Origin of the sequence: Anaerotignum sp. (assembly GCF_030625865.1) — a bacterium.
Lineage (GTDB): Bacteria > Bacillota > Clostridia > Lachnospirales > Anaerotignaceae > Chakrabartyella.
In genome coordinates this window covers 32,981-54,055 of the sequence record NZ_DAOUQB010000011.1, presented here as the reverse complement: position 1 = coordinate 54,055, position 21,075 = coordinate 32,981, and the positions used below count along the sequence as shown (strand labels likewise).

Here is a 21,075-nt window from a genome sequence, read left to right as displayed (position 1 = left end):
TATGCAAAAACCAATTACATAACTTTGTAAGATTTTTTCTTATCTTACGTCAGAACGCTTTCATTTATTTCTATTTTATCACAAAAATAGGGAGTAGGATACAAATTCCAGTTGGCATTTTAGCCTTGCTGGAACAAGAAATGTTGTAGCCTAAACTCATTTTCTTATAATGCTTAACTCCCTTGAGGCTTATTACATTTTAACACAATTTTTAGAAAAGTAAAAGTTATATAGGAGATGCCAATGAAACAAACAATTTTAGTTTTTCTCTTGTCTTTTTTCTTAACCATGCCTTGTTTTTCTGCTTTTGCCCAACCCCTTCAAGAAATGGAATCAAATAATACAACCACAAATAATATTCCTCCTGAAATTTGTGCCGAGGCTGCCATTCTCATGGATGCAACCACCGGAGAAATACTATATGAAAAAAATAGCAGGAGTAAAATGTATCCTGCCAGCATAACAAAGTTAATGACAGTTCTTTTAGCCTTGGAAAATGGAAAATTGGATGATACCATTACCTTTTCCCACGAGGCAGTTTACAGCATTGAGCCAAACAGCGCTCATATCGCTATGCAGGAGGGGGAGCAAATCACGCTTGAACAGGCATTATATGGTATTATGCTCCGTTCTGCCAACGAAGTTGCCAATGCCGTTGCTGAATATGTTGACGGTTCCGTTACTGCATTTGCACAACATATGACCAAAAGAGCGAAGGAATTGGGTTGCGAAACAACAAATTTTGTAAATGCCAATGGACTTTTTCACGAAAATCATTATACTTCAGCCTATGATATGGCTTTAATCGCCAAGGAATTATACAAACAAGAGGCATACCGTAATATGATGAGTACGACATATTACGAAATTCCTCCCACAAACAAACAGACTGAAATTCGTTATTTACATGGACAGCATCAGATGCTAAATCAAAACTCCATTTATTACTATGAGTATGCTACCGGAGGAAAGACAGGCTATGTGACCGAGGCACTAAACACACTTGTCACCTTTGCAAAAAAAGGAGATACTCAACTCATTGCTGTTGTTTTGAAATGCAATGGTGCGCAACACTATATTGATTCAAAAGCATTATTTGAATATGGCTTTCAAAATTATCAGACAGTAAAAGTTTTTTCTGCCAAGGATTACACAAAAGACGTTGAGGTAGAAGAAACCTATAAAAATAAAACATCACCCTTAGGAAGCGTTACCATTGTACCAGAGGAAGATATCTACAAAACGATGCCTATTGATACAAACTTAGCCGATATTAAAATTGATGCGGACTATCCAGAGACAGTCACCGCACCCGTTACACAAGGTCAGGAAATTGGTACCCTCACAGTGAAATCTGGAGATGAAACGATTTCCACGGTTTCCCTTTTGGCTAATTCCGCCGTAGAAGAAACCTCCCAAGAGGCTCACTTAGCCCAAGAAAAAGAAGCCCGAATAAAGCTACTGAAAACCGTAGGTACAATTTTTATAGGTATTATCCTTGCTTTCCTGCTTCTTCTTTTTGTCACCCGTACCATAGGCTATATCAAAAGAAAAAAGCGAAGAAAACAAAGACTTTTGCGCAGAAAAAAACATAGAAGATACTAAAATAAAAGCTGATTAACATGCACTTTCCCTTAATACATGCTCACTAATCTTCAAAATAATACATTTAATTTATTCCCAAACCCTTATACAAGTTCAAAAGGTTTTTCCACAAGCTAAGAGGTTATTGAAGATATTTGATGCCTCTTTTTTATTTATAACAAAGAGATTTCCTCCTAATCTACATCGTATAAATTTTAAAACACTTATCATTTGCAAAACAACACTATGCTTCTGTTTTTGCAACATAAAAAAGGACAGATCACAAAATATAAATCTGTCCTAAAATTCTTTATTCATTTAATTCTTTCTATCTTAATACTCGCCGTGCTGTTACATAAGTTCTTGCGCTATAACTGCTACTTAAAGAAGTGATCGTAACACCATAAGCCGCGCCATCTGTAGAATGAATGTAATCACCATCACCCATATAAATACCTACATGGCAAATACCACTATTTCCACCGCTGTTAAAGAAAACCAAATCTCCAGCCTGTAATTCCGCCTTAGAAACTTCTATGCCATTAGCCACCATAGAAGAGGAAGATCTATTCAAATTAACACCGAAATTTTTCATAACAGAATAAACAAACCCAGAGCAATCTACGCCTTTTGATAGATTAGTTCCACCCCAAACATAAGGGGTTCCAATAAATTGTTTTGCATAATCAATTACCTCTGCGCCTTTTGAAGAAGCATTGGATCTGTTGGTACGTTCTCCTTTACGGACGGAAAGAAACTCTGCACTTACATATCCCTTCACACCATCATCGGTGATAATTCTTACCCATTCTTGACCAACACGATCAATGTTAACTTCTGTACCATAGGGTAAAACTGTTAAAACAACGGAAATCATAGATGCTTCCTTACGAAGCTTTAAACCTGTAGTTGCAGTAACTACACCATATGTATTTTCAATATCCTGTCCCGCATTCTCCGCCGCCACAGAAGCAACCGCAGTCAGAAGTTCCCCTGAAATAAAATCCTTACTTACATAAGCCACTTCTCCGTTATAAGAAATACGATACCAATTTCCATTCTGCCCTGTTACAACAACAGCTTCTCCTTCTTTTAACTGACCCAAAGAATCCCCATCAGTGGAAGGAACTTTTCTCACATTCACATCGTTGCCTATCGCCACTGCATCCGTTTTTGTTAATTCAAAAAAATCAGCAGAAACAAAAGCATTTTCACCTTCGTAAGAAATTTGATACCAATCTCCGTTTTTTCCTACTACCGTATATTCAGATCCTTTATCAATTTTGCCAACTACATCGGCACCCGCACCGGCTTTTCCTCTAATATTAACGTTTGACCCAGTAGCCTGTCCCGCATCCGCAGCAAAAGCAAGGCTGGAAGCAGCCATTACCATTGTTGTTGTGATACAAACCTGTCTCAGCGCTTTGGAAATCATCATTACAAAATCTCCTCCGTAACTTTTTAAATAAAATTGTTACATAATTGTTAACTTAAGTATAAATAAAATTAACAATTTTGTCAACTCAAATCTTTCAAAAATACGCATATTTTTTATAAAAAAACATAGAATAGATGTGTTTTTTCTTTTTTCTGCAGGAATTCAAATAACACTGCATCCTTCTATAAAAATGTACATTATTTCGTACAAAATTATTAAGAAATGAAATTGTTTTTAAGCCTTCTTGTGGAAAACTTCCGGTCTTCTCTACCTATTTTAACCTAATTCTGTTCATGATATTGAATCAAGACAACAAAAAAAGACTGGATACAACCAATCTTTGTTCGTAAGTTCAAGTCCCCGCATACGTAATAGCTATTTTGTACAAGAAATATTCTACTCTAGCATGCATTGGCTATTTTCTTTTTATTTTAACAAGTTTTTTTTGCCACAAAACGATTCCCTCAAAGCAACGTCCAATTTTGCACCTCATTCTGAACACAAAGATTGTATAATTGAAATAGCGTGCCAGGAATGATGTAATATGTACATAATCTACATTTTATAATTCATACTCAAACAATAAATTCTTCCTGGGGAATAACCGTCTGATTTTCCTTTATAAGTTGTTGTATGATTTTCAAACCGCTTTCCAGTTCGGCCATTGTATGAGGGGAACAGGTAGCTATACGGATTGCAGAAAGTTGTGACGAATTTCCCACAGCAAATCGGTCTGAACATAGTACCTTTACGCCATGATTTTTTGCCTGCACTTCAAACCGGTAGCCGTTACAGCCTGCGGGGAGCAATAGCCACTGAAAAAAGCTGTATGGATTTTGTGCTGTATTGTCTGGAAAATACTTTTGATACAATCGATTCCGTTCTTCCGACAGCATACATTTCTTTTTTATGATTTCCCTTGCAGTTCCTCCCCCTATCAGCTCACTTGCAATCTCTGCATTGAGCAGCGGAATTTTCAAGTTAACGTTGTTCGCTGTGTTCATAAAAGCTTGCTGTAAATGGTGTGGAAAAACCAAATATGCAATGCGTAATCCGGCAGACAGGGATTTTGACATACCATGCAGGTAAACGGTATGTGCAGGTATCATTGCAGCCATAGGGGGAACCTTATTGTCCGCAATAAAACCATAGGTATCATCTTCAATTAAAATCAAGTCTTGTTTTTTTACAATATCACTGATTGCTTTCCTGCGATTTAATGGCATTGCAATTCCCGTTGGATTGGTGCAGGACGGCATTAAATAAACCCCTTTCAAGTCAAGCAGTTTGCATTGTTTTCCCAACTCTTCCGGCAATATACCCTGTTCATCGGTTCCTATGGGAATTAACTGAATGTGAAGCTGTTTGGCAAGACTAATAAAATTTGAATAGGTAAAGGTGTCCGTAGCAATCTTATCCCCACCTCTGAACAATGACACTAATGTAATGGCAAGGGCATTCTGTGTGCCGGAAGTCAAAATAATATCCTCAACCGCAGCCTGAATATGAAACTCCCAAAGCCACTTCTGCGCTATTTGTCTGTGCCTGCGATTTCCCAAAGTGTAACTGAACTCAAACAACTTATCAGCATTGGGGCCTTGCAAAATAGCCCTCGCCGTGTCCGATACAATAGAATTAAACTGATAGTAGGGCCGAATTGGACCAAGCTCTATGAAAGCATCCGTGTCAGGTGTGCCGGGATTTGGCAGAGCGGCATTGGGTGAAACAAACGTCCCTTTTCCGATTGTTGCATATATCAATCCCTTTGTTTCGCACAGCTTAAGGGCGCGGGTAATTGTGCTTAGATTTACGTCCAAATAGTCCGCCAACTCACGCTGAGGCGGCAACTTTGTATTTGCTGGCAATCTGCCGCTTACTATATCCTGCTCCAACAACTTCGACAGAGAAATATAGATAGGAAACTTTAACAGCGCCTTACTCGGTTTCCATGACATCGGATAATCTTCAAAAGAATTTACCGGCATGATGTACCTCCTTAAAACATTGTCTTGCATACAATATTAGCATTGAAAGCACACAAAGTCAATGCTATTGTAATGATTGTATTAGAGCAAGAAGTCAAACATATCGGAATATGCTCCATATGTTATATCTGTGCCCCTTATATTGCATCCATGACTCCATCTGTAAAGTATTAAGTACCGTCAAAAACACATCGTAGCAGAGTACAAAAATCAATCTGCTATTACGTTCCACCCAGCGCTTACAGATAATTTAGAAATCCATAATTTTTTTGTCAAAAATGCTGGAAAATATAGCCAATTGGGAGGTTAACAATGAAAGATTTAACGCAGGGGAATGAACTGAAAACTATATTTTTCTTTTCACTTCCAATATTGGTAGGAAATTTGTTTCAACAGCTTTACAACGTGGCAGACAGTATAATTGTGGGGAATTTTTTGGGGAAAGAAAGTCTGGCAGCGGTAGGGTTCAGCTATCAGATTAATTTCCTGCTGATTGCCCTTTCCACTGGAATTTCTTTAGGTTCAAGCGTTCTGATTTCCCGTTATTTTGGGGAAAAGGATATGTGTCTGGTAAAAAAAGTGATCGACACCGGCTTTCTTTTTTCGGCAATGCTGTCCATTCTCATAGCGATTGCCGGCGTGTACTTCTCGTACAATATTTTAGTGTTATTTCGTGTGCCGGGCAATGTACTCACCATAGCGAGTACATATCTACGGATTATATTCATCGGTGTAGTACCCACCTTTGCGTACAATGCCCTGACAAATATTCTGCGGGGCGTCGGAGATTCCAAGACGCCAACCTATATTCTGATAGCGGCCACGCTTATGAATATCGTTCTGGATATTTTCTTTGTAACAGGTATTAAGCTGGGCGTCGCTGGAGCAGCAATCGCAACGGTCATTTCCCAGACCTTTTCCTTTGTAACCTGTATGATTTACATGAGGCAGCACTATCCTGACTTGTTCATCAATTTTGGACATTTAAAGCTCGACCGACACGAGCTAAACAAAAGCCTTGTGATCGGCACACCCGCCATGCTCCAGCAGGTATTTGTCAGTGTGGGATTTATGTCCATTCAGTTTTTAATCAATGGCTTTGGAACCGACTGCATGGCCGCCTATACCGCTGCGTCAAAAGTGGATTCCTTTGCAGTAATGCCCGCTCTGAATTTGGGGCAGGCCATGACAAATTTTACAGCGCAAAATTACGGAGGGAAAAAATTAGATCGGGTTGTAAAAGGCGGAAAATCGGCTCTGATGATGGGCATAGGCGTTTCTGTACCGATTTCCGTCGTAATTTGCCTATTTCCCGCGTTCTTTATTTCCCTGTTTAACCGCGACCCCGCCGTTGTCCTAATCGGCAACAGCTATTTGCGTACTGTATCAGTTTTTTACTTGATTTTTGCCGCTATGCAGATATTAAATGGCCTGTTGCTGGGATATGGAAAAGCTTTTGTTCCTATGATAGCGTCTATTGCTTCCCTTTGTCTTTTACAGGTACCAACCGCCATATTGCTTTCACATACGAGTTTAGGCTATAACGGCATTTGGATTGCCGCGCCGATTGGCTGGTTTGGGGGCCTGCTGATACGATTCTTATATTTCAAAAAAATTGCAAGGAAACAACGCACATTAACAAAACATAATGAGGAAAATCATGCAGCAAAATATGACACACAGAAAACCCCTGACAATATTGATGAGATTTCCCCTGCTGTTGCTCATGGGGAGCCTGATACAGAATCTTAATATAATTTTGATACTGCTATCGTTTGGAATGTTTTAGGAAAATACACGCTGGCGGCAATAGGAAATTCCTATGTACCAACGCTCATTATCAAAAGTATTATTATTCCCTTTACCCATAAAGGCACCACCTCCATAAAAAAGAGATTCTTCTGGAAATAAAAAAAATCAGTACAAAAAGGATATCCTTCTGTACTGAAAATTAAAGTGCGGATGGTGGGACTCGAACCCACACGATATCACTACCGCCAGATTTTGAGTCTGGTGCGTCTGCCAGTTCCGCCACATCCGCAAGGAAAACTGCTTGACTATATTAACATGTTTTCCACTTAAATGCAAGTATTTCTTTAAAAAATTCTTATTTTTTTACAAATTTTTAAATTACAGACAATGACTGAAGCTAATGAAATCAGTCCACAATGCAATAATTGTTCTTGCCTGTTCCTTTCACTTTATATAAGCCTCGGTCTGCACGCTGATAAAGCTCATTAAAATCGATCCCATCCTTAGGAAAACAGGCTATACCAATACTGCAGGTTACCATAGCCTCATTAGATTTCATTTCGGCTCGTTCAAGAGCTTCACAGATTTCTCCTGCTTTTTTTGCAGCCTGCTCTTGACTTACACTCTTCAAAAACACTGCAAATTCATCCCCGCCCAAACGTCCTACATAATCACTGTTTCGCACACAGGTCTTCAAAATCGCAGCTGTTGTAATAAGCGCATGATCCCCTAATACATGCCCATATCCATCATTTATCTGCTTAAAATCATCCAAATCCAATAATAACAAAGCATGGCAGTCCCCTTCCAATTCTCCGCTAAAACAATGATTCGCGTAAATCTCAAATGCCATTCGGTTCAGTACACCGGTCAAAGGATCTTTCTCTACCTGCATTTGCAATTTTGAAATTTCTTTCATTTGCTGATCAATGGGAATAATCATCCCATAACATTCCTTAGGTAACCCATGTCTATCAAACCATACACGATATACAAACTGATGCCAGTGGATACTTCCATCCATAGCAACGAACCGATATTGTGCATTGCCCTTTTCTTTCCCCGCAATTAATTCTCCGCCCATCTTTAAAAAGACCTCTTGATCTTCCTGTAAAATAAAAGGATGCGGTTTGCCTAAATCACTTATTTTCGCTGCAAATGGATCTCTTCCAAACAGTTCGAAATAATTACCGTTAATCACAAAGGTATCTTTTTTGTAATCCCCCCTAAATGATATTGCCCCCGCAACATCCTGGGCCATTCTTAAAAACTCATTTTCCTTTTTAAGTGCTGCTGCATTTCGAAAAAATAAATAAACAAAAATAACCCCTGCAGCAAAAACAAGGAGCATTTTCACAAGAAAATCAGTCCCGAAAGAATCAAGTTCACCTTGAGCACTTCCTATTGCGTTATTGGGTGTCATACAAAATACATACCAGTCATTTATTCCAAGGGGCATGTATGTAGTGTTCCAGTTTTTTTCTCCGTCATAATAAGTAAATGAATTATTCACATGATTGTTCATGTTCTCCATGATTTGCGCTGCGTTTACATTCTGTGCATTAAAATATACAAAAATATTATTTTCGGCTAAAAAATCATCATACCGATAGCTTAAAATATTCCCTTGATTATCTGTTAAAAAAACAAAATCGTTTTCCCCATGAGAATTAAAATTGATTTGTTCTTCCAAAAAATTCCCACTAACCGTGGCAATTAATACATCCTCTATATCCCCGTCATTAAAAATAGGTGTTGCAAATATCAAGGTGCTGGTTGTGTCCATGTCCTCTAAAAAATAATCAATGCTGGGATTTCCTTGCAAGGCATTTTGATAATACTTTTTATTTGAAATATTGATGCTACTGCCATCACTAAATTTCACTATTCCCGTTTTGTTATTAGCAATGCCCATTTGCTCAAAATCGTGTGTTAAATTAACATCTTCTCTGAAGTCAGAATCCAACTCTATTGAAACTTCATCTTCTTTTGCGACGTATTCTGCGAAAGAATCCAATAATAGCAATCGCTCTTCCAATCGTTGACGAAAATCGTTGCGCACCATTTTTGCCTGCTCCTCAAGGGATACATAAGTTTGCTCTTGAATGAAACTTTTACTATGCCCAGTATAGTCAACCACCAGAAAAAAGGTTGTCACAAAAAAAACAATTATAATGAAGAAAGTTTTCCAAAAAATCTTGTTGCCCTGCATATGCTGTCCTCGCTAACTAGTGTTTTGAAATAAGCTATTTGTATCTAATATAATATACCTTCTTTTTGCTTTGAAAACAAGGAAATGTTAACAGAAAACACAAAGTAAATTTTCAATGCTTTTACAATTACTTTTATTGGAAATTCAGTGAACCAGATTTTCTCATCGCTGTTTCTCATGAATCATTTCATTGTAAAAAAATCCCTTCCGAGTCAGCTTAATCTGCCGCTATTTGTTCATCGCCACAAAAGCAGTGATTTTTAAGCTAACTTCGAAAGGGTACAAAGGAGTTTTTCTTATAGGCAATTATTCTTTTTGTTAAGCCCCTACCAAACTTACAAGAAATTTCTACTTTTATTCTGTTTTGTCTTTTTCCTTCCTTTCTTCTGTACTTACTTCATAATATGCTTATCCAAGAATATCCGTTCATTCTTGTCCTATAAAATACAATTTTTTTCAGAAAATGAGTAAAGTAATTGAACTATTAAGAAAAAAATCTAAACATACGGAAATCTTTTTCTGCCATGTGTAAAATTTAATTATTACTTTTGCATACAAAAACAAGTGGTTTGTGGATAGTTCAAATCATTGATTCCGGCTAAAAAACCACGCGTCTAACGCGTGGTTTTCTTTTCCACAACAAAGCCTTATCTTACGGATAAGACTTCACAAATACAATTTACTTTTCCTTAGGATTTGCAACCAGCGCAACAAGGAAGGCAAACACCACTGCCGCCGTTACGCCACCCGCTGCTGCTTTCATTCCTCCTGTAAAAATCCCCAAAACACCCGAAGAGTCGACTTCTTTCATAACTCCATCTGCCAAGCGATAACCAAAACCAGTCAAAGGTACTGTAGCTCCGGCACCTGCAAAATCTTTCAGAGGCTGATAAATACCAAAGCCGCCTAAAATACATCCCAAGCAAACATATATCACTAAAATTCTTCCGGAAGTCAACTTTGTTTTATCAATTAAAATTTGTCCAATCACACAAAGAAGTCCGCCTACAAGAAAGGCTTTTAAAAAAGAAACCATTATTTATCCTCCTTTTCGCCACACCCCTCAATAACAACGCCATGGGCAATCCCCGGAATATTTTGCCCTTGCTGTGAGGAAGTTGTGCTAAGCAAGGCTCCAGTAGGAATAAAAAGCATACTGCCAATTTCTCCCGACATTAACCTGGGATAGAAATGTGCACAAAATGTAACTGCGGAGCATGCGCATCCACTTCCACCACTATGCGTATCCTGAGTGTTTTTATCAAAAATCTCAATACCACAGTCGGTAAACCGCCCATCCATGGTAAATCCTTCTTTTTTCATCAAATCTACTACCAAACCACGGCCAATCTCTCCCAAATCTCCCGTGGCAATTACATCATAATCTTGAGGTTTTCTTCCTGTATCCTGAAAATTATTTATCAATACATCAACAGCCGCTGGTGCCATGGCAGCTCCCATGTTGTTTGCATCGGTAACTCCCATATCCATAATTTTCCCTGTGGTGATTTCTGTGATACAAGGGAAGTTCCCCTTCTTTCCTAAAACAACCGCCCCGTCTCCCGTTACTGTCCATGTAGCAGAAGGCGGCCTTTGATTTCCCAAAGATAAGGGAGCGCGAAACTGTTTCTCTGCACCACAAAAATGGCTGGAGGCTCCCACTAACGTATGGTTTGCAAACCCACCATCAATTAGCATGGCTCCTAAACACATGGACTCACCCATTGTTGAGCAAGCGCCATATAGACCAAAAAAAGGAATTTGAAAATCCATAATACCAAAGGTCGAAGCAGTACATTGGTTTAACAGATCTCCGCAAAGCAGGTAATCCATATCGTTCATCTTTAAACCTGCTTTTTGCACCACAAGCTCCATATTCTCTCGAATAAAACGACTCTCTGCCAGTTCCCAGCTTTTCTCACCAAACGTAGAATCCTCGACGATTTTGTCGAAATATTTACCCAAAGGACCCTCGCCCTCTTTTTTGCTAACAGTAGATGCTGCCGCCAAAATACGAACACCTTCACTCAAGCGAACCGTTTGTTTTCCAATTTTTTTTACACCCATTCTTTCATCACCTGCCCACAAAATAATATATTAAACCTACAATCATAGATGTAAACGTTCCATAAACAATAACCGGCCCTGCTAATATAAACATCTTTGCCCCAGTACCAAAAATCAAACCCTCTTTCTTAAATTCAATTGCTGGTGAAACAACAGAATTTGCAAAGCCTGTTATGGGAATAATCGTACCTGCACCGCAATGCTTACCCAATTTTTCATATAAACCAAAGCCAGTTAAAATAGCTGAAATGGCAATCAGGGTTACAGATACCAGCAATGCCGCATCCTCCTGAGAATTTGTTTTGCTAAAGTAATCTAACAATAACTGACCAAAACCACAAATGAGACCTCCGGAAAAAAAAGCCTTTAAACAATTCGTAAAAATCGGACTGTTTGGTGATGCTTTTTTTACCATTTGGTCGTATTCCTGTTTGGCACGTTTACTTGTGTCCATCTAACGACCTCCTTCATAAAATCTTGCCTAACTATATCAAAACTTAGTATTTTCAAGTATATAAAAAAAATACTTTTTCATTGCAGCTCCCCCTTTCTGGGGGGAAATATACAATTACTGCGTTTTATAATTACCTTATAATAAAAATAAAAGCCTACAGAGAACTTTCTAAGAATTTTTATTCCCAACGGTTTTCACAGCCTATCGTTTTAAACTACATAAAATCCATCTACGTAAAAATATATTAAAGATCCCACTACCTTGCCCAACACAAAACTTAGCAATAGCCAAGGAAGTCCTTTTGTAATTCTGCCTCTTCGCAACAAAATTGGCATTACGTTTAAAACTTCCGCCAGCGCCACTGCCAAGACACCCACAAAGATTCCAATGCAAAGGGCATATCCCCCCGCCAATATGGGAATTCGAGGAAGGCGATAGTCAACAAACATGGCTGTAGCAGCAAAAAGTCCACCCAATAAAATCATATCTTCATATAGGGGAATATACTTTTCCGTCTTACTTCTTTGTGCCATGCGAGGCACAATGCCAATGGCTGCAATGAAAGCAAAAACACCTGCCGCAATTCCTGCCCCTGAGGAAAAACCAATGATAATCATTAATGCCTTGGCCATCATTTTTCTTTTCCCTCCTTAGCATTTTTCTTGTTCAGTTTATCCACAACACTTGCATTTGTTTCTTTTTCATAGGTAGTCATTTCAACCTCAATGGGTGTGGGATCATCGGTAACTTTAAATTTGGAAAAATGATTAAAGAATACTAAAACGCCAACAGCCAACCCAACGGAATACGGTATGGATAAAATGGCCGGCATATCCACATTTTCACCAAAAAACATATAATAGTAATTTTGAAAAATTAACGGTACCTGTGTATCAGTATGAAAACACATAATCGTAGTTGATGCCCCCGCAAACAAAACGACGCAAACGAAAAATACCTTTAATAACTCAACACCTTTATTTTCTTTCTTTTCCTTTTGATGATACTCCACCAAAATATCCATCTCTCCAACATTTGTAACAGTAGCATCGGGGTATTGATGATTAATGGCACGTATAATATCCAAAACCGAGATAAGATAGGTTTCATCTTTATCCTCAGGTATTTGAAAAACAACAATTGATTCAATTTCCCCCTTTGTTTGTCCGCCAATATAGACCTCTCCCACATCTTTTAAATAAACGAGCTTCCTACCGATCACCTGCGCCTTTTCCATAGGCTTGATATAAATATCCATTTTCACACCTCCTAAAGGAACCTATTTTATACAAAAAAAGAAACCCAAAACAGATTTCTCCTGTCTTGGGTTATTATGCAGTCTTTTAGAAAATTCATTCTCTAATTTCTTATATTTTAAAACTCTTTACCAATGGGTTATCTGACAAAATACTAGTCAAATCTGTACAAGTAACCATAGTGTCCCTTGTTACATCCAAAACAACGGTAGCCGTACCATCCGGATTTTTTTCCAACTCCATATGCATAATTTCAATCTTTTTGTCTTTTAATGCCTTTTTAATAGAATCAATTTCCGAAGGAATATGATAAAAAGTAATTAAAACTGTATCATCATAATTAGGCTCTTGTTTATTTAAACTGCTATGAAGCAAAATTTGAATAACGGGAATAAATATCGTAGTAAAAATGCCTATGGAATACATACCGGCACCAATGGCTAAGCCTATGCCCGCCATTGCCCAAAGCCCAGCAGCAGTAGTTAATCCTTTAATAGAAATATTTTTTACAAAAATAACCCCTGCTCCAAGAAAAGATATCCCCGTAATAACATTGGATGCAATTCTTGATACATCTACCCCTATACCTGAGGTGGAAAGCACATCATAAAAGCCATATTTTGAAACAATCATCATTAATGTTGCACCTACTGCAACAATAACATGGGTACGAATCCCCGCTTCTTTACGGCGTCTTGTTCTTTCATAGCCAACAATACCCCCACAAATACAAGCCACAATTATGCGAAATATAAATTCCACATTTCCCTGAAGCCCAAGTATAGATTCTTCCAGAAAAATTTGTTTCAGGATCATATGCCCCCCTCCTTCTACTGTTCAATAATACTATTAAATATATCAAAATATCACGTTGTTTACAATTATATTGCCCTCCGCTAATTAAATCACTTTTTTCTGGTTTCAAAAAAAACAAATCACTTTACAATCATATGTAAAAACAACTGATCTGTAATTAATATACCACCTAAAATAAAAACGTAAACGGAAAACCATTTCAGCTTACCTTTTTTAATAATGTCTACCATAAAACGAATAGCAAAATAACCGGAAACCGCTGCCGCAATAAATCCTGCTATCATAGGCAATATACCAAAAGCCTCCGTTAAAGCAACTTCACCAGTTATCATATCCTTCACCGTAAGCACCATACCGCCTAATATCGCAGGTATAGAAAGTAAAAAAGAAAATCTTGCGGCATTTTCACGGTCTACATTTCTAGCCAAGGACGCACTGATGGTCATACCCGAGCGGGAGATTGCCGGTAAAATAGCAACACCTTGCATCGTCCCTACAATCAAAGAATCAAAAATAGACATATTGCGAATTTTCTTTCTTCCACCTTTGCAACTATCTGCATAAAGAAGAATTAATCCGGTAAAAATGAAGTTGAAACCAATAAATTTTCCAGCGCCGAAAATAGCATCAAAAGTATCATTAAATAACAATGCTATAATCACAGTAGGAATTGTACCGGCAATCAAAAGTGCTGTTGTACGCTGAAAAGGATGGCATATCAACGCCCAAATATCTTTCCAGTAATAGACAAATACCGCAACCAATGTTGCTACATGCAGTAAAATAGAGAACGCCTGTGTTGCTTCATGTATGCCAAAAAGGTTCTCAAAGAGCACCAAATGTCCGGAACTGCTAACCGGCAAAAACTCTGTCAGCCCTTGGACTAAGCCCAAAATAATAGCTTCAAATATCTGCATTATCAAAATTCCTCCTATTTCTGAGTATTTCTTGTATATTAGTAACAATTCATTATATAACAGACAATTGCCCCTTGCAATTACTATTTTTCCTTGTTAATATATAGCGTATGGTTTTTGTTGAACCCTATTGGAAAAACAGTGCTTTAAAAGGGATATAAACAGGTATATTTAAAAAATCTTAAGAATATGCCATTTGCGAAAGCACTTAAAGTTAATTAAGCAGTCGAAAGAAAACGTGGAGGATTTCCTCTGACAAGCAATTTCCTTTTTTGTAGTTCTCTTCGGCTCAGGAAAGAAGAAAGGAAACAAAGAATGGAACATTTAAAATTTCAAGACATGGACTTATCCCCAGAAATCTGTCAAGCTGTATTGGATATGGGGTTTGAAGAAGCAACACCCATTCAGTCTATGGCAATTAGTGTAGTAAAAGAAGGCAGGGACGTAATCGGTCAATCTCAAACAGGTACCGGCAAAACAGCAGCCTTTGGTATCCCCTGCTTAGAACGTGTAAACCCAAATGATAAGCGTTTACAGGCATTGATTCTCTGCCCAACCAGAGAATTAGCAATACAGGTTAGTGAAGAATTCAGAAAACTTTTGAAATATAAAGAGAATATTCGTGTTTTACCAATCTACGGCGGACAACCTATCGACAGACAGATTGCTGCATTAAAAAAAGGTGCCCAGGTAGTGATCGGTACACCCGGCCGCGTCATGGATCATATGCGTCGTCGTACTTTAAAAATGGAAACAGTACAAATGATGGTTTTAGACGAAGCCGATGAAATGCTGGATATGGGCTTTCGGGAGGATATCGAATTAATCTTGACCAAAATCCCCGAAGAACATCAGACCCTACTGTTCTCAGCCACCTTATCTCCCGAAATTCTGGATATTACCAGAAGATTCTTAAAAAATCCGGAGTTTGTTAAGGTAGTGCGTAAAGAATTAACAGTTCCAAATATTGAACAAGCATACTTCGATGTAAAGGAAAAAACAAAGCTCGACGCTTTGACCCGTATCATTGATGTATATGATCCCCATTTGGCAATGGTATTTTGTAATACAAAAAAACGTGTTGACGATTTAGTAGAACTTCTTCAAGGTCGTGGCTACTTTGCAGAAGGCCTTCATGGGGATTTAAAACAGCCTCAGCGTGATAAAGTTATGCAAAAATTCCGTAATGGAACCATTGAAATCCTGGTTGCAACTGACGTTGCGGCAAGAGGGATTGACGTTGATGACATTGATGTTGTTTTCAACTATGACGTTCCTCAAGATGAAGAATATTATGTACACCGTATCGGACGTACAGGCCGCGCAGGAAAAGCGGGAAAAGCATTCACATTCTGCGTTGGCAAAGAAATTTATAAGCTGCGGGATATCATGCGCTATACAAAAACAAAAATTGCCCAGCAAAAACTGCCTACATTAAGCGATGTAGAAGAAATGAAAACCAACATCTTCTTAGAAAAATTAAAAGAAATTATAAACGACGGACATTTAACAAAATATGTTAATCTAGTAGATCGTCTTATGGAAGAGGATTATACTGCCATTGATATTGCAGCAGCATTATTGAAAAATCACCTTGCTGATGTTAATGTAGACGAATTGGATGTTTTGGATGACATAAATTTAGGCGGAACAGAATTCTACGGCGGCGATCATGAAAAAATGGTGCGTATGTTTATTAACGCTGGTAAGAAAAACAAAATTCGCGCCAAGGATATCGTTGGTGCCATTGCAAATGAATCCGGCGTGCCCGGTAAAGTCTTAGGCGCCATTGACCTTTATGATGACTATACCTTTGTGGATATTCCAAAGGATTATGTAAAAGATGTCCTTGTGGGTATGAAAAACGCAAAAATTAAAAACAAACGAATTCATATGGAAATCGCAAAAAAAGAAAAAGGAAAAAGAAAATAATCTCTGATTTTCAAAACGGATTACAACCTAGACGTTGTAATCCGTTTTTTATCCATTATTTGACTATATCATGTTGGCTAAATTTATTTTAAAGGGTAACATTGTTTTTTAAGTTCTATTAAAAAGAATGAGTCTAATAATTCAATATTATCATATGAGACCAAAGAGAAAATTTTCTAAGAATAAATGTGGGAAGCCTTTGGTTTCAATTTAAAGACCGCATATCTCTATGCGGCCTTTATTAATATGGGAGTATGTTGATTATTTGCCGTAGTAAGCGGACAAATACATTTCTCTGATTTCGCTCATCAAAGGATATCTAGGGTTGCTTCCTGTACACTGGTCATCGAATGCTTCTTCACACATAACATCCAGTTTATCCAAGAATGCTTTTTCGTCAACGCCATGTTCTTTGATAGAACTTGCGATACCAACAGTCGCCTTCAATTCTTCAATTTTAGCAATCAGGCTATCCACTTTTTCTTCATCTGTCTTGCCGGGAAGTCCCAAGTATGTAGCAACCTCAGCATAACGAGCACGAGCATGAGGATACTGATATTGAGGGAATGTACCCATCTTTTTAGGAACTTCAGCCGAGTTATATTTAATTACTTCAGTGATCAACAATGCATTGGCAACACCGTGCTGTACATGGTGATGTGCACCAAGCTTATGTGCCATGGAGTGGCAAACACCCAAGAACGCATTCGCAAATGCCATACCAGCGATTGTGGAAGCATTCGCCATTCTTTCACGTGCTTCTATATCATCACGGCCGAATTTGTAAGCTCTAGGCAAGAAATCAAATACCAGCTTCGCAGCTTTTAAAGCTAAACCATCTGTATAATCCGTAGCAAGCATAGATACATATGCTTCAAGTGCATGAGTCAATACATCGATACCGGAAGAAGATGTTAAGCCTTTAGGCTGATCCATCATCATATCTGCATCACTGATTGCCATTGTAGGCAACAATGCATAGTCAGCGATAGAGTATTTTGTCTGTGTGGAAGGATCTGTAATGATGGCAAAAGGTGTAACCTCGGAACCAGTACCGGAAGATGTTGCGATACATACCATCATTGCCTTTACGCCCATCTTAGGGAATACGAATACTCTCTTTCTAATATCCATGAAACGCATTGCCAAATCAGCAAAGTCAGCTTCGGGATGTTCATACATGATCCACATGATTTTCGCAGCATCCATTGCGGAACCGCCGCCGATTGCGATGATTACGTCAGGCTCAAATTCCTTCAGTGCAGCAGCACCGGCTTGTGCACAAGGCAAAGTAGGATCGGGAGTTACCTCGAAGAATACATGGTGCTGAATACCCATTTCATCCAACTGATCTGTTACAGATTTTGTGTATCCATTTTTGTATAAGAAACTATCAGTTACAATAAATGCTTTCTTTTTGTTATATACTTCCTTTAATTCTTTTAATGCAACAGGTGTGCATCCTTTCTTAAAGTATACCTTCTCAGGAGTTCTAAGCCACAGCATGTTTTCTCTCCTCTCAGCTACAGTTTTGATATTGACTAATTCCGAAATACCAACGTTGTGAGATACAGCGTTGCCTGCCCAAGAACCACAACCCAAAGTAAGAGAAGGAAGAAGTCTAAAGTTATAAAGATCGCCGATACCACCCTGAGATGATGGAGTATTGATTAAGATACGGCAAGTTTTCATTCTTTCTTCAAATTTTTTGATTTTATCAGGAACCTTAACCGGATCAGCATATAGTACGGATGTATGCCCAACACCACCATCAAGAATCAATCTGTCTGCGATATCCAAAGCTTCTTCAAATGTATTACCACGATACATAGCAAGAATTGTAGAAAGTTTTTCATGAGCAAAAGGCTCTTTTGAAACATCAACCTCTGTAACTTCACCAATGAGAACTTTAGCATCTTTAGGACACTCAAATCCTGCCAATTGAGCAATCTGAATAGGACTACGCCCAACGATTTGAGCATTGATATTTCCAGCTGCATTTAAAATAACTCTACGAACTTTTTCTTTTTCTTCCTCATTCAAGAAATAGCAGCCTCTTTCAAGAAATTCTTTTTTACACTTTTCATATACTTTATCCACAATAACTACAGACTGTTCGCAAGCACAAATTGTACCATTATCAAATGTCTTGGAGTGTATTACAGAGTTAACCGCCATTATGATATCTGCTGATTCATCAATCAATGCAGGTGTATTACCATTACCTACACCAACAGCAGGTTTTCCTGAGGAGTAAGCAGATTTAACCATTCCAGGACCACCAGTAGCCAATACCATATCTGCATCCTTCATTACCTCAACAGACAATTCAATGGAGGGCTCATCAATCCAAGCAAGGATTCCTTCAGGTGCACCAGCCGCAACAGCTGCATCCAATACCGTCTTAACTGCAGCAATTGTACATTTCTTTGCTGAAGGGTGAGGGGAAAAGATCATACCATTTCTTGTTTTTAAACAGATCAAGCATTTAAAAATTGCAGTGGATGTAGGGTTTGTTGTAGGAACAACTGCCGCAATAACACCGATAGGTTCATAAATTTTCTTAATGCCAAAAGCAGGATCTTCTTCTAAGACACCACATGTCTGAGAATTTTTGTATGCATTATAAATATATTCGGAAGCAAAGTGGTTTTTAATAACCTTATCCTCAACGACACCCATTTTTGTTTCTTCTACCGCCAAACGTGCCAAAGGAATTCTGTTCTTGTTAGCTGCAGTACACGCTGCCAAGAATATTTTGTCTACCTGTTCTTGTGTATAGGTAGCAAATTTTTTCTGTGCCTCTTTTACCTCAGCAATTCTGTGCTTTAAGGTTTCGACGTTGTTTACAACTTCAGGTCTTTTTGTTACAGTGGCTGCATCTTTTTTCTTTTCAGCTGACATTTAAAGTCCCCCTTACAATAGTTTAGTGTTAGTTTCTAGTATCCTTTATTTTAAAGTGCAGGAACGGTACTGCACAAACTGCCGTTTACCCCATCTGTTTTACATATATAAAATATGAAATTGAGATGGGGCATTAAATTGACACAGAGAGCAAATAAAAAGAAAAAATTACCACTATTGTGCATATTATATACTTGACAAATGAATACACAACCAATATTGTGCGTTTTTTCTTCTTGGTGCTAATGTTAGCACCTTAAATCCATTTAATCAATAAAAAAATCCAAAAATATATATACCAGTTTAGCGAATAGCCTATATCATTTTTTATATGGACATAAATTATGGTCATATTTTGCTACCACTCAAAAGAATGAATAAAACCTATGTTTTTTCCATCAAAATTGGTCTATTTGTACATTTATATGTACAAGCAAACACATTTTATAAAAATGTGCTTAAAAACTCCCCCACAAACCTCTGAATCAACTTGTATATTTTTTTGTTTTTCTTGCTTTGAGAGAACATTGGCATCCACCAGAAAAAAAATATAAAACTCGATTTTAATTTAATTTTCAAATTCAAACATGCATTCCCCTAAATTTCGACAATCACTAAATCAAAAAAAGATTCACACTTTATTCAAAATGTGAATCTTTTTACTGTATTAAACAGATTAACTCTTTATATAATTTAATAAACATGTCTTTCTTTTTCGCCTTGGCACAAATAATTCGTCAAATTAAAAGTAACACCCAAATTCACGAGCCTTGTCCCTTAACATATCTACAAGTTGCTTTTCATATTTCTTTGGTACATGATTTTCCTTGAATACCATAACATCTTTCATATATTTAGCATATGCACCACAGCGCAATTGTACCAAGCCATATTTTTCAAGGATGTCATCAGGTACAGGAGATACCCACATATAGGTATTGGGTACAGTGGAAAGAATTTCATATTGACTGCCCCGCTCATAAATATAAAGAACCTTTTTCTGATAGCGTTCCTCTCTTTCATTATCCGTGAGATCAATGTATCCCCCCGTTGGGAGCCTTTCATCTCCATGAACCACCTCAATACAGCCCTCTAAATCCGAATCGGAGCGAATATATTTATCAGCAATAATACTATCTTTTGAGGTTAACAGCAAATAGTCAAACTCTAAAATTAGTCTGTACGCCAGATCTTTCAGTTTAAATAAAGACAAATAATAACCCTCATGCATAACATTATAACGAATAATACCAATATCATAATGATAATCTAATACATTTTGAATTGTTCTACTGGAATTTGTTTCACAATAGTGAATCCTCAAATTTTCTTCATCAATCAGTGTCATCAAAAAATTAGAGACCACCTCAGAAATATAACTGGCCCTTGGCACAGAAATCTTCAAAGCCACACCACGATCGTTAAAATCAGAATATGCATTTGTCAAATTGTTTACTTGATATTGTATTTCCTTTGCATGGCGCAAAAAACGCTGGCCTTCTCGGGTAGTGATTACTCCTTTTGGCGTACGCTTAAAAATAACAATATCAAATTCTTGTTCCAGTTCTTTTACCGCACGGCTTAAATTTGACTGGGCAACGTATAAATTTTTTGCTGCCAACGATATAGAGCCGCACTTATCAATTTCAATGACATATTTCAAATCAGTAAAATTCATCAAAGCCCCCCTCAATATGATTCATAGGTATTATCTCAAAAAAGTACAAAAAAATCTATAAAAAAACATATTATTTATTA

15 protein-coding genes and 1 tRNA gene are annotated in these 21,075 nt (G+C 37.7%); 3 read left to right on the top strand and 13 right to left on the bottom strand.

What is annotated here, in order from left to right; translation table 11 throughout:
- Positions 1-243 precede the first annotated feature (243 nt).
- Positions 244-1,605: a D-alanyl-D-alanine carboxypeptidase family protein gene (locus P9Q65_RS04890; protein WP_304508252.1), complete on the top strand. Its 1,362-nt coding sequence runs from the start codon at positions 244-246 to the stop codon at positions 1,603-1,605.
- A gap of 307 nt (positions 1,606-1,912) precedes the next feature.
- Here P9Q65_RS04890 and P9Q65_RS04885 read toward each other — a convergent pair whose 3' ends face one another.
- Both P9Q65_RS04885 and P9Q65_RS04880 read right to left on the bottom strand, forming a co-directional pair.
- On the bottom strand, positions 1,913-3,022 hold the full coding sequence (locus P9Q65_RS04885; RefSeq protein WP_304508251.1) for a C40 family peptidase: 1,110 nt from the start codon (positions 3,020-3,022) through the stop codon (positions 1,913-1,915).
- A gap of 575 nt (positions 3,023-3,597) precedes the next feature.
- Positions 3,598-5,007, bottom strand: coding sequence for an aminotransferase-like domain-containing protein (locus P9Q65_RS04880; RefSeq protein WP_304508250.1), 1,410 nt, complete (start codon positions 5,005-5,007; stop codon positions 3,598-3,600).
- Positions 5,008-5,319: 312 nt separating this feature from the next.
- Between P9Q65_RS04880 and P9Q65_RS04875 the strand changes: the two genes are divergently transcribed.
- Positions 5,320-6,759, top strand: coding sequence for an MATE family efflux transporter (locus tag P9Q65_RS04875; protein ID WP_304508249.1), 1,440 nt, complete (start codon positions 5,320-5,322; stop codon positions 6,757-6,759).
- Positions 6,760-6,964: 205 nt separating this feature from the next.
- Here P9Q65_RS04875 and P9Q65_RS04870 read toward each other — a convergent pair.
- The 9 genes from P9Q65_RS04870 to P9Q65_RS04830 all read right to left on the bottom strand — a co-directional run bounded on the left by P9Q65_RS04870 (position 6,965) and on the right by P9Q65_RS04830 (position 14,481).
- Positions 6,965-7,048, bottom strand: a tRNA-Leu gene (locus tag P9Q65_RS04870).
- A 117-nt stretch (positions 7,049-7,165) separates the two neighbouring features.
- The gene (locus tag P9Q65_RS04865) at positions 7,166-8,971 is read right to left on the bottom strand and encodes a sensor domain-containing diguanylate cyclase (protein WP_304508248.1); all 1,806 of its coding nucleotides are present in this window, start codon (positions 8,969-8,971) and stop codon (positions 7,166-7,168) included.
- A 679-nt stretch (positions 8,972-9,650) separates the two neighbouring features.
- On the bottom strand, positions 9,651-10,007 hold the full coding sequence (gene spoVAE, locus P9Q65_RS04860; RefSeq protein ID WP_304508247.1) for a stage V sporulation protein AE: 357 nt from the start codon (positions 10,005-10,007) through the stop codon (positions 9,651-9,653).
- Positions 10,007-11,038, bottom strand: coding sequence for a stage V sporulation protein AD (gene spoVAD, locus P9Q65_RS04855; RefSeq protein ID WP_304508246.1), 1,032 nt, complete (start codon positions 11,036-11,038; stop codon positions 10,007-10,009). Before spoVAD ends, spoVAE begins: the two co-directional genes overlap by 1 nt.
- 7 nt (positions 11,039-11,045) lie before the next feature.
- Positions 11,046-11,492, bottom strand: a complete 447-nt coding sequence (gene spoVAC, locus P9Q65_RS04850; protein ID WP_304508245.1) for a stage V sporulation protein AC — start codon at positions 11,490-11,492, stop codon at positions 11,046-11,048.
- A 209-nt stretch (positions 11,493-11,701) separates the two neighbouring features.
- Entirely contained in the window at positions 11,702-12,127 is a 426-nt protein-coding gene (locus P9Q65_RS04845; RefSeq protein ID WP_304508244.1) for a stage V sporulation protein AB, read from the bottom strand.
- Positions 12,124-12,750 carry a stage V sporulation protein AA gene (locus P9Q65_RS04840; protein ID WP_304508243.1) on the bottom strand — a complete coding sequence of 209 codons (627 nt, stop codon included), beginning with the start codon at positions 12,748-12,750 and terminating at the stop codon, positions 12,124-12,126. Before P9Q65_RS04840 ends, P9Q65_RS04845 begins: the two co-directional genes overlap by 4 nt.
- Positions 12,751-12,859: 109 nt before the next feature.
- Positions 12,860-13,564: an MgtC/SapB family protein gene (locus P9Q65_RS04835; RefSeq protein WP_304508242.1), complete on the bottom strand. Its 705-nt coding sequence runs from the start codon at positions 13,562-13,564 to the stop codon at positions 12,860-12,862.
- Positions 13,565-13,683: 119 nt separating this feature from the next.
- Entirely contained in the window at positions 13,684-14,481 is a 798-nt protein-coding gene (locus tag P9Q65_RS04830) for an undecaprenyl-diphosphate phosphatase (protein WP_304508241.1), read from the bottom strand.
- 315 nt (positions 14,482-14,796) lie between these two features.
- On the opposite strand from P9Q65_RS04830, the gene P9Q65_RS04825 reads away from it, so the two are divergent.
- A complete protein-coding gene (locus tag P9Q65_RS04825) occupies positions 14,797-16,413 on the top strand; it encodes a DEAD/DEAH box helicase (protein WP_304508240.1) in 1,617 nt (538 codons plus the stop codon).
- 261 nt (positions 16,414-16,674) lie between these two features.
- Here the strand turns inward: P9Q65_RS04825 and adhE are convergent, their stop codons facing one another.
- Entirely contained in the window at positions 16,675-19,317 is a 2,643-nt protein-coding gene (gene adhE, locus P9Q65_RS04820; protein ID WP_304508239.1) for a bifunctional acetaldehyde-CoA/alcohol dehydrogenase, read from the bottom strand.
- Between the two features lie 742 nt (positions 19,318-20,059).
- Positions 20,060-20,995: a LysR family transcriptional regulator gene (locus P9Q65_RS04815; protein ID WP_304508238.1), complete on the bottom strand. Its 936-nt coding sequence runs from the start codon at positions 20,993-20,995 to the stop codon at positions 20,060-20,062.
- Positions 20,996-21,075 lie beyond the last annotated feature (80 nt).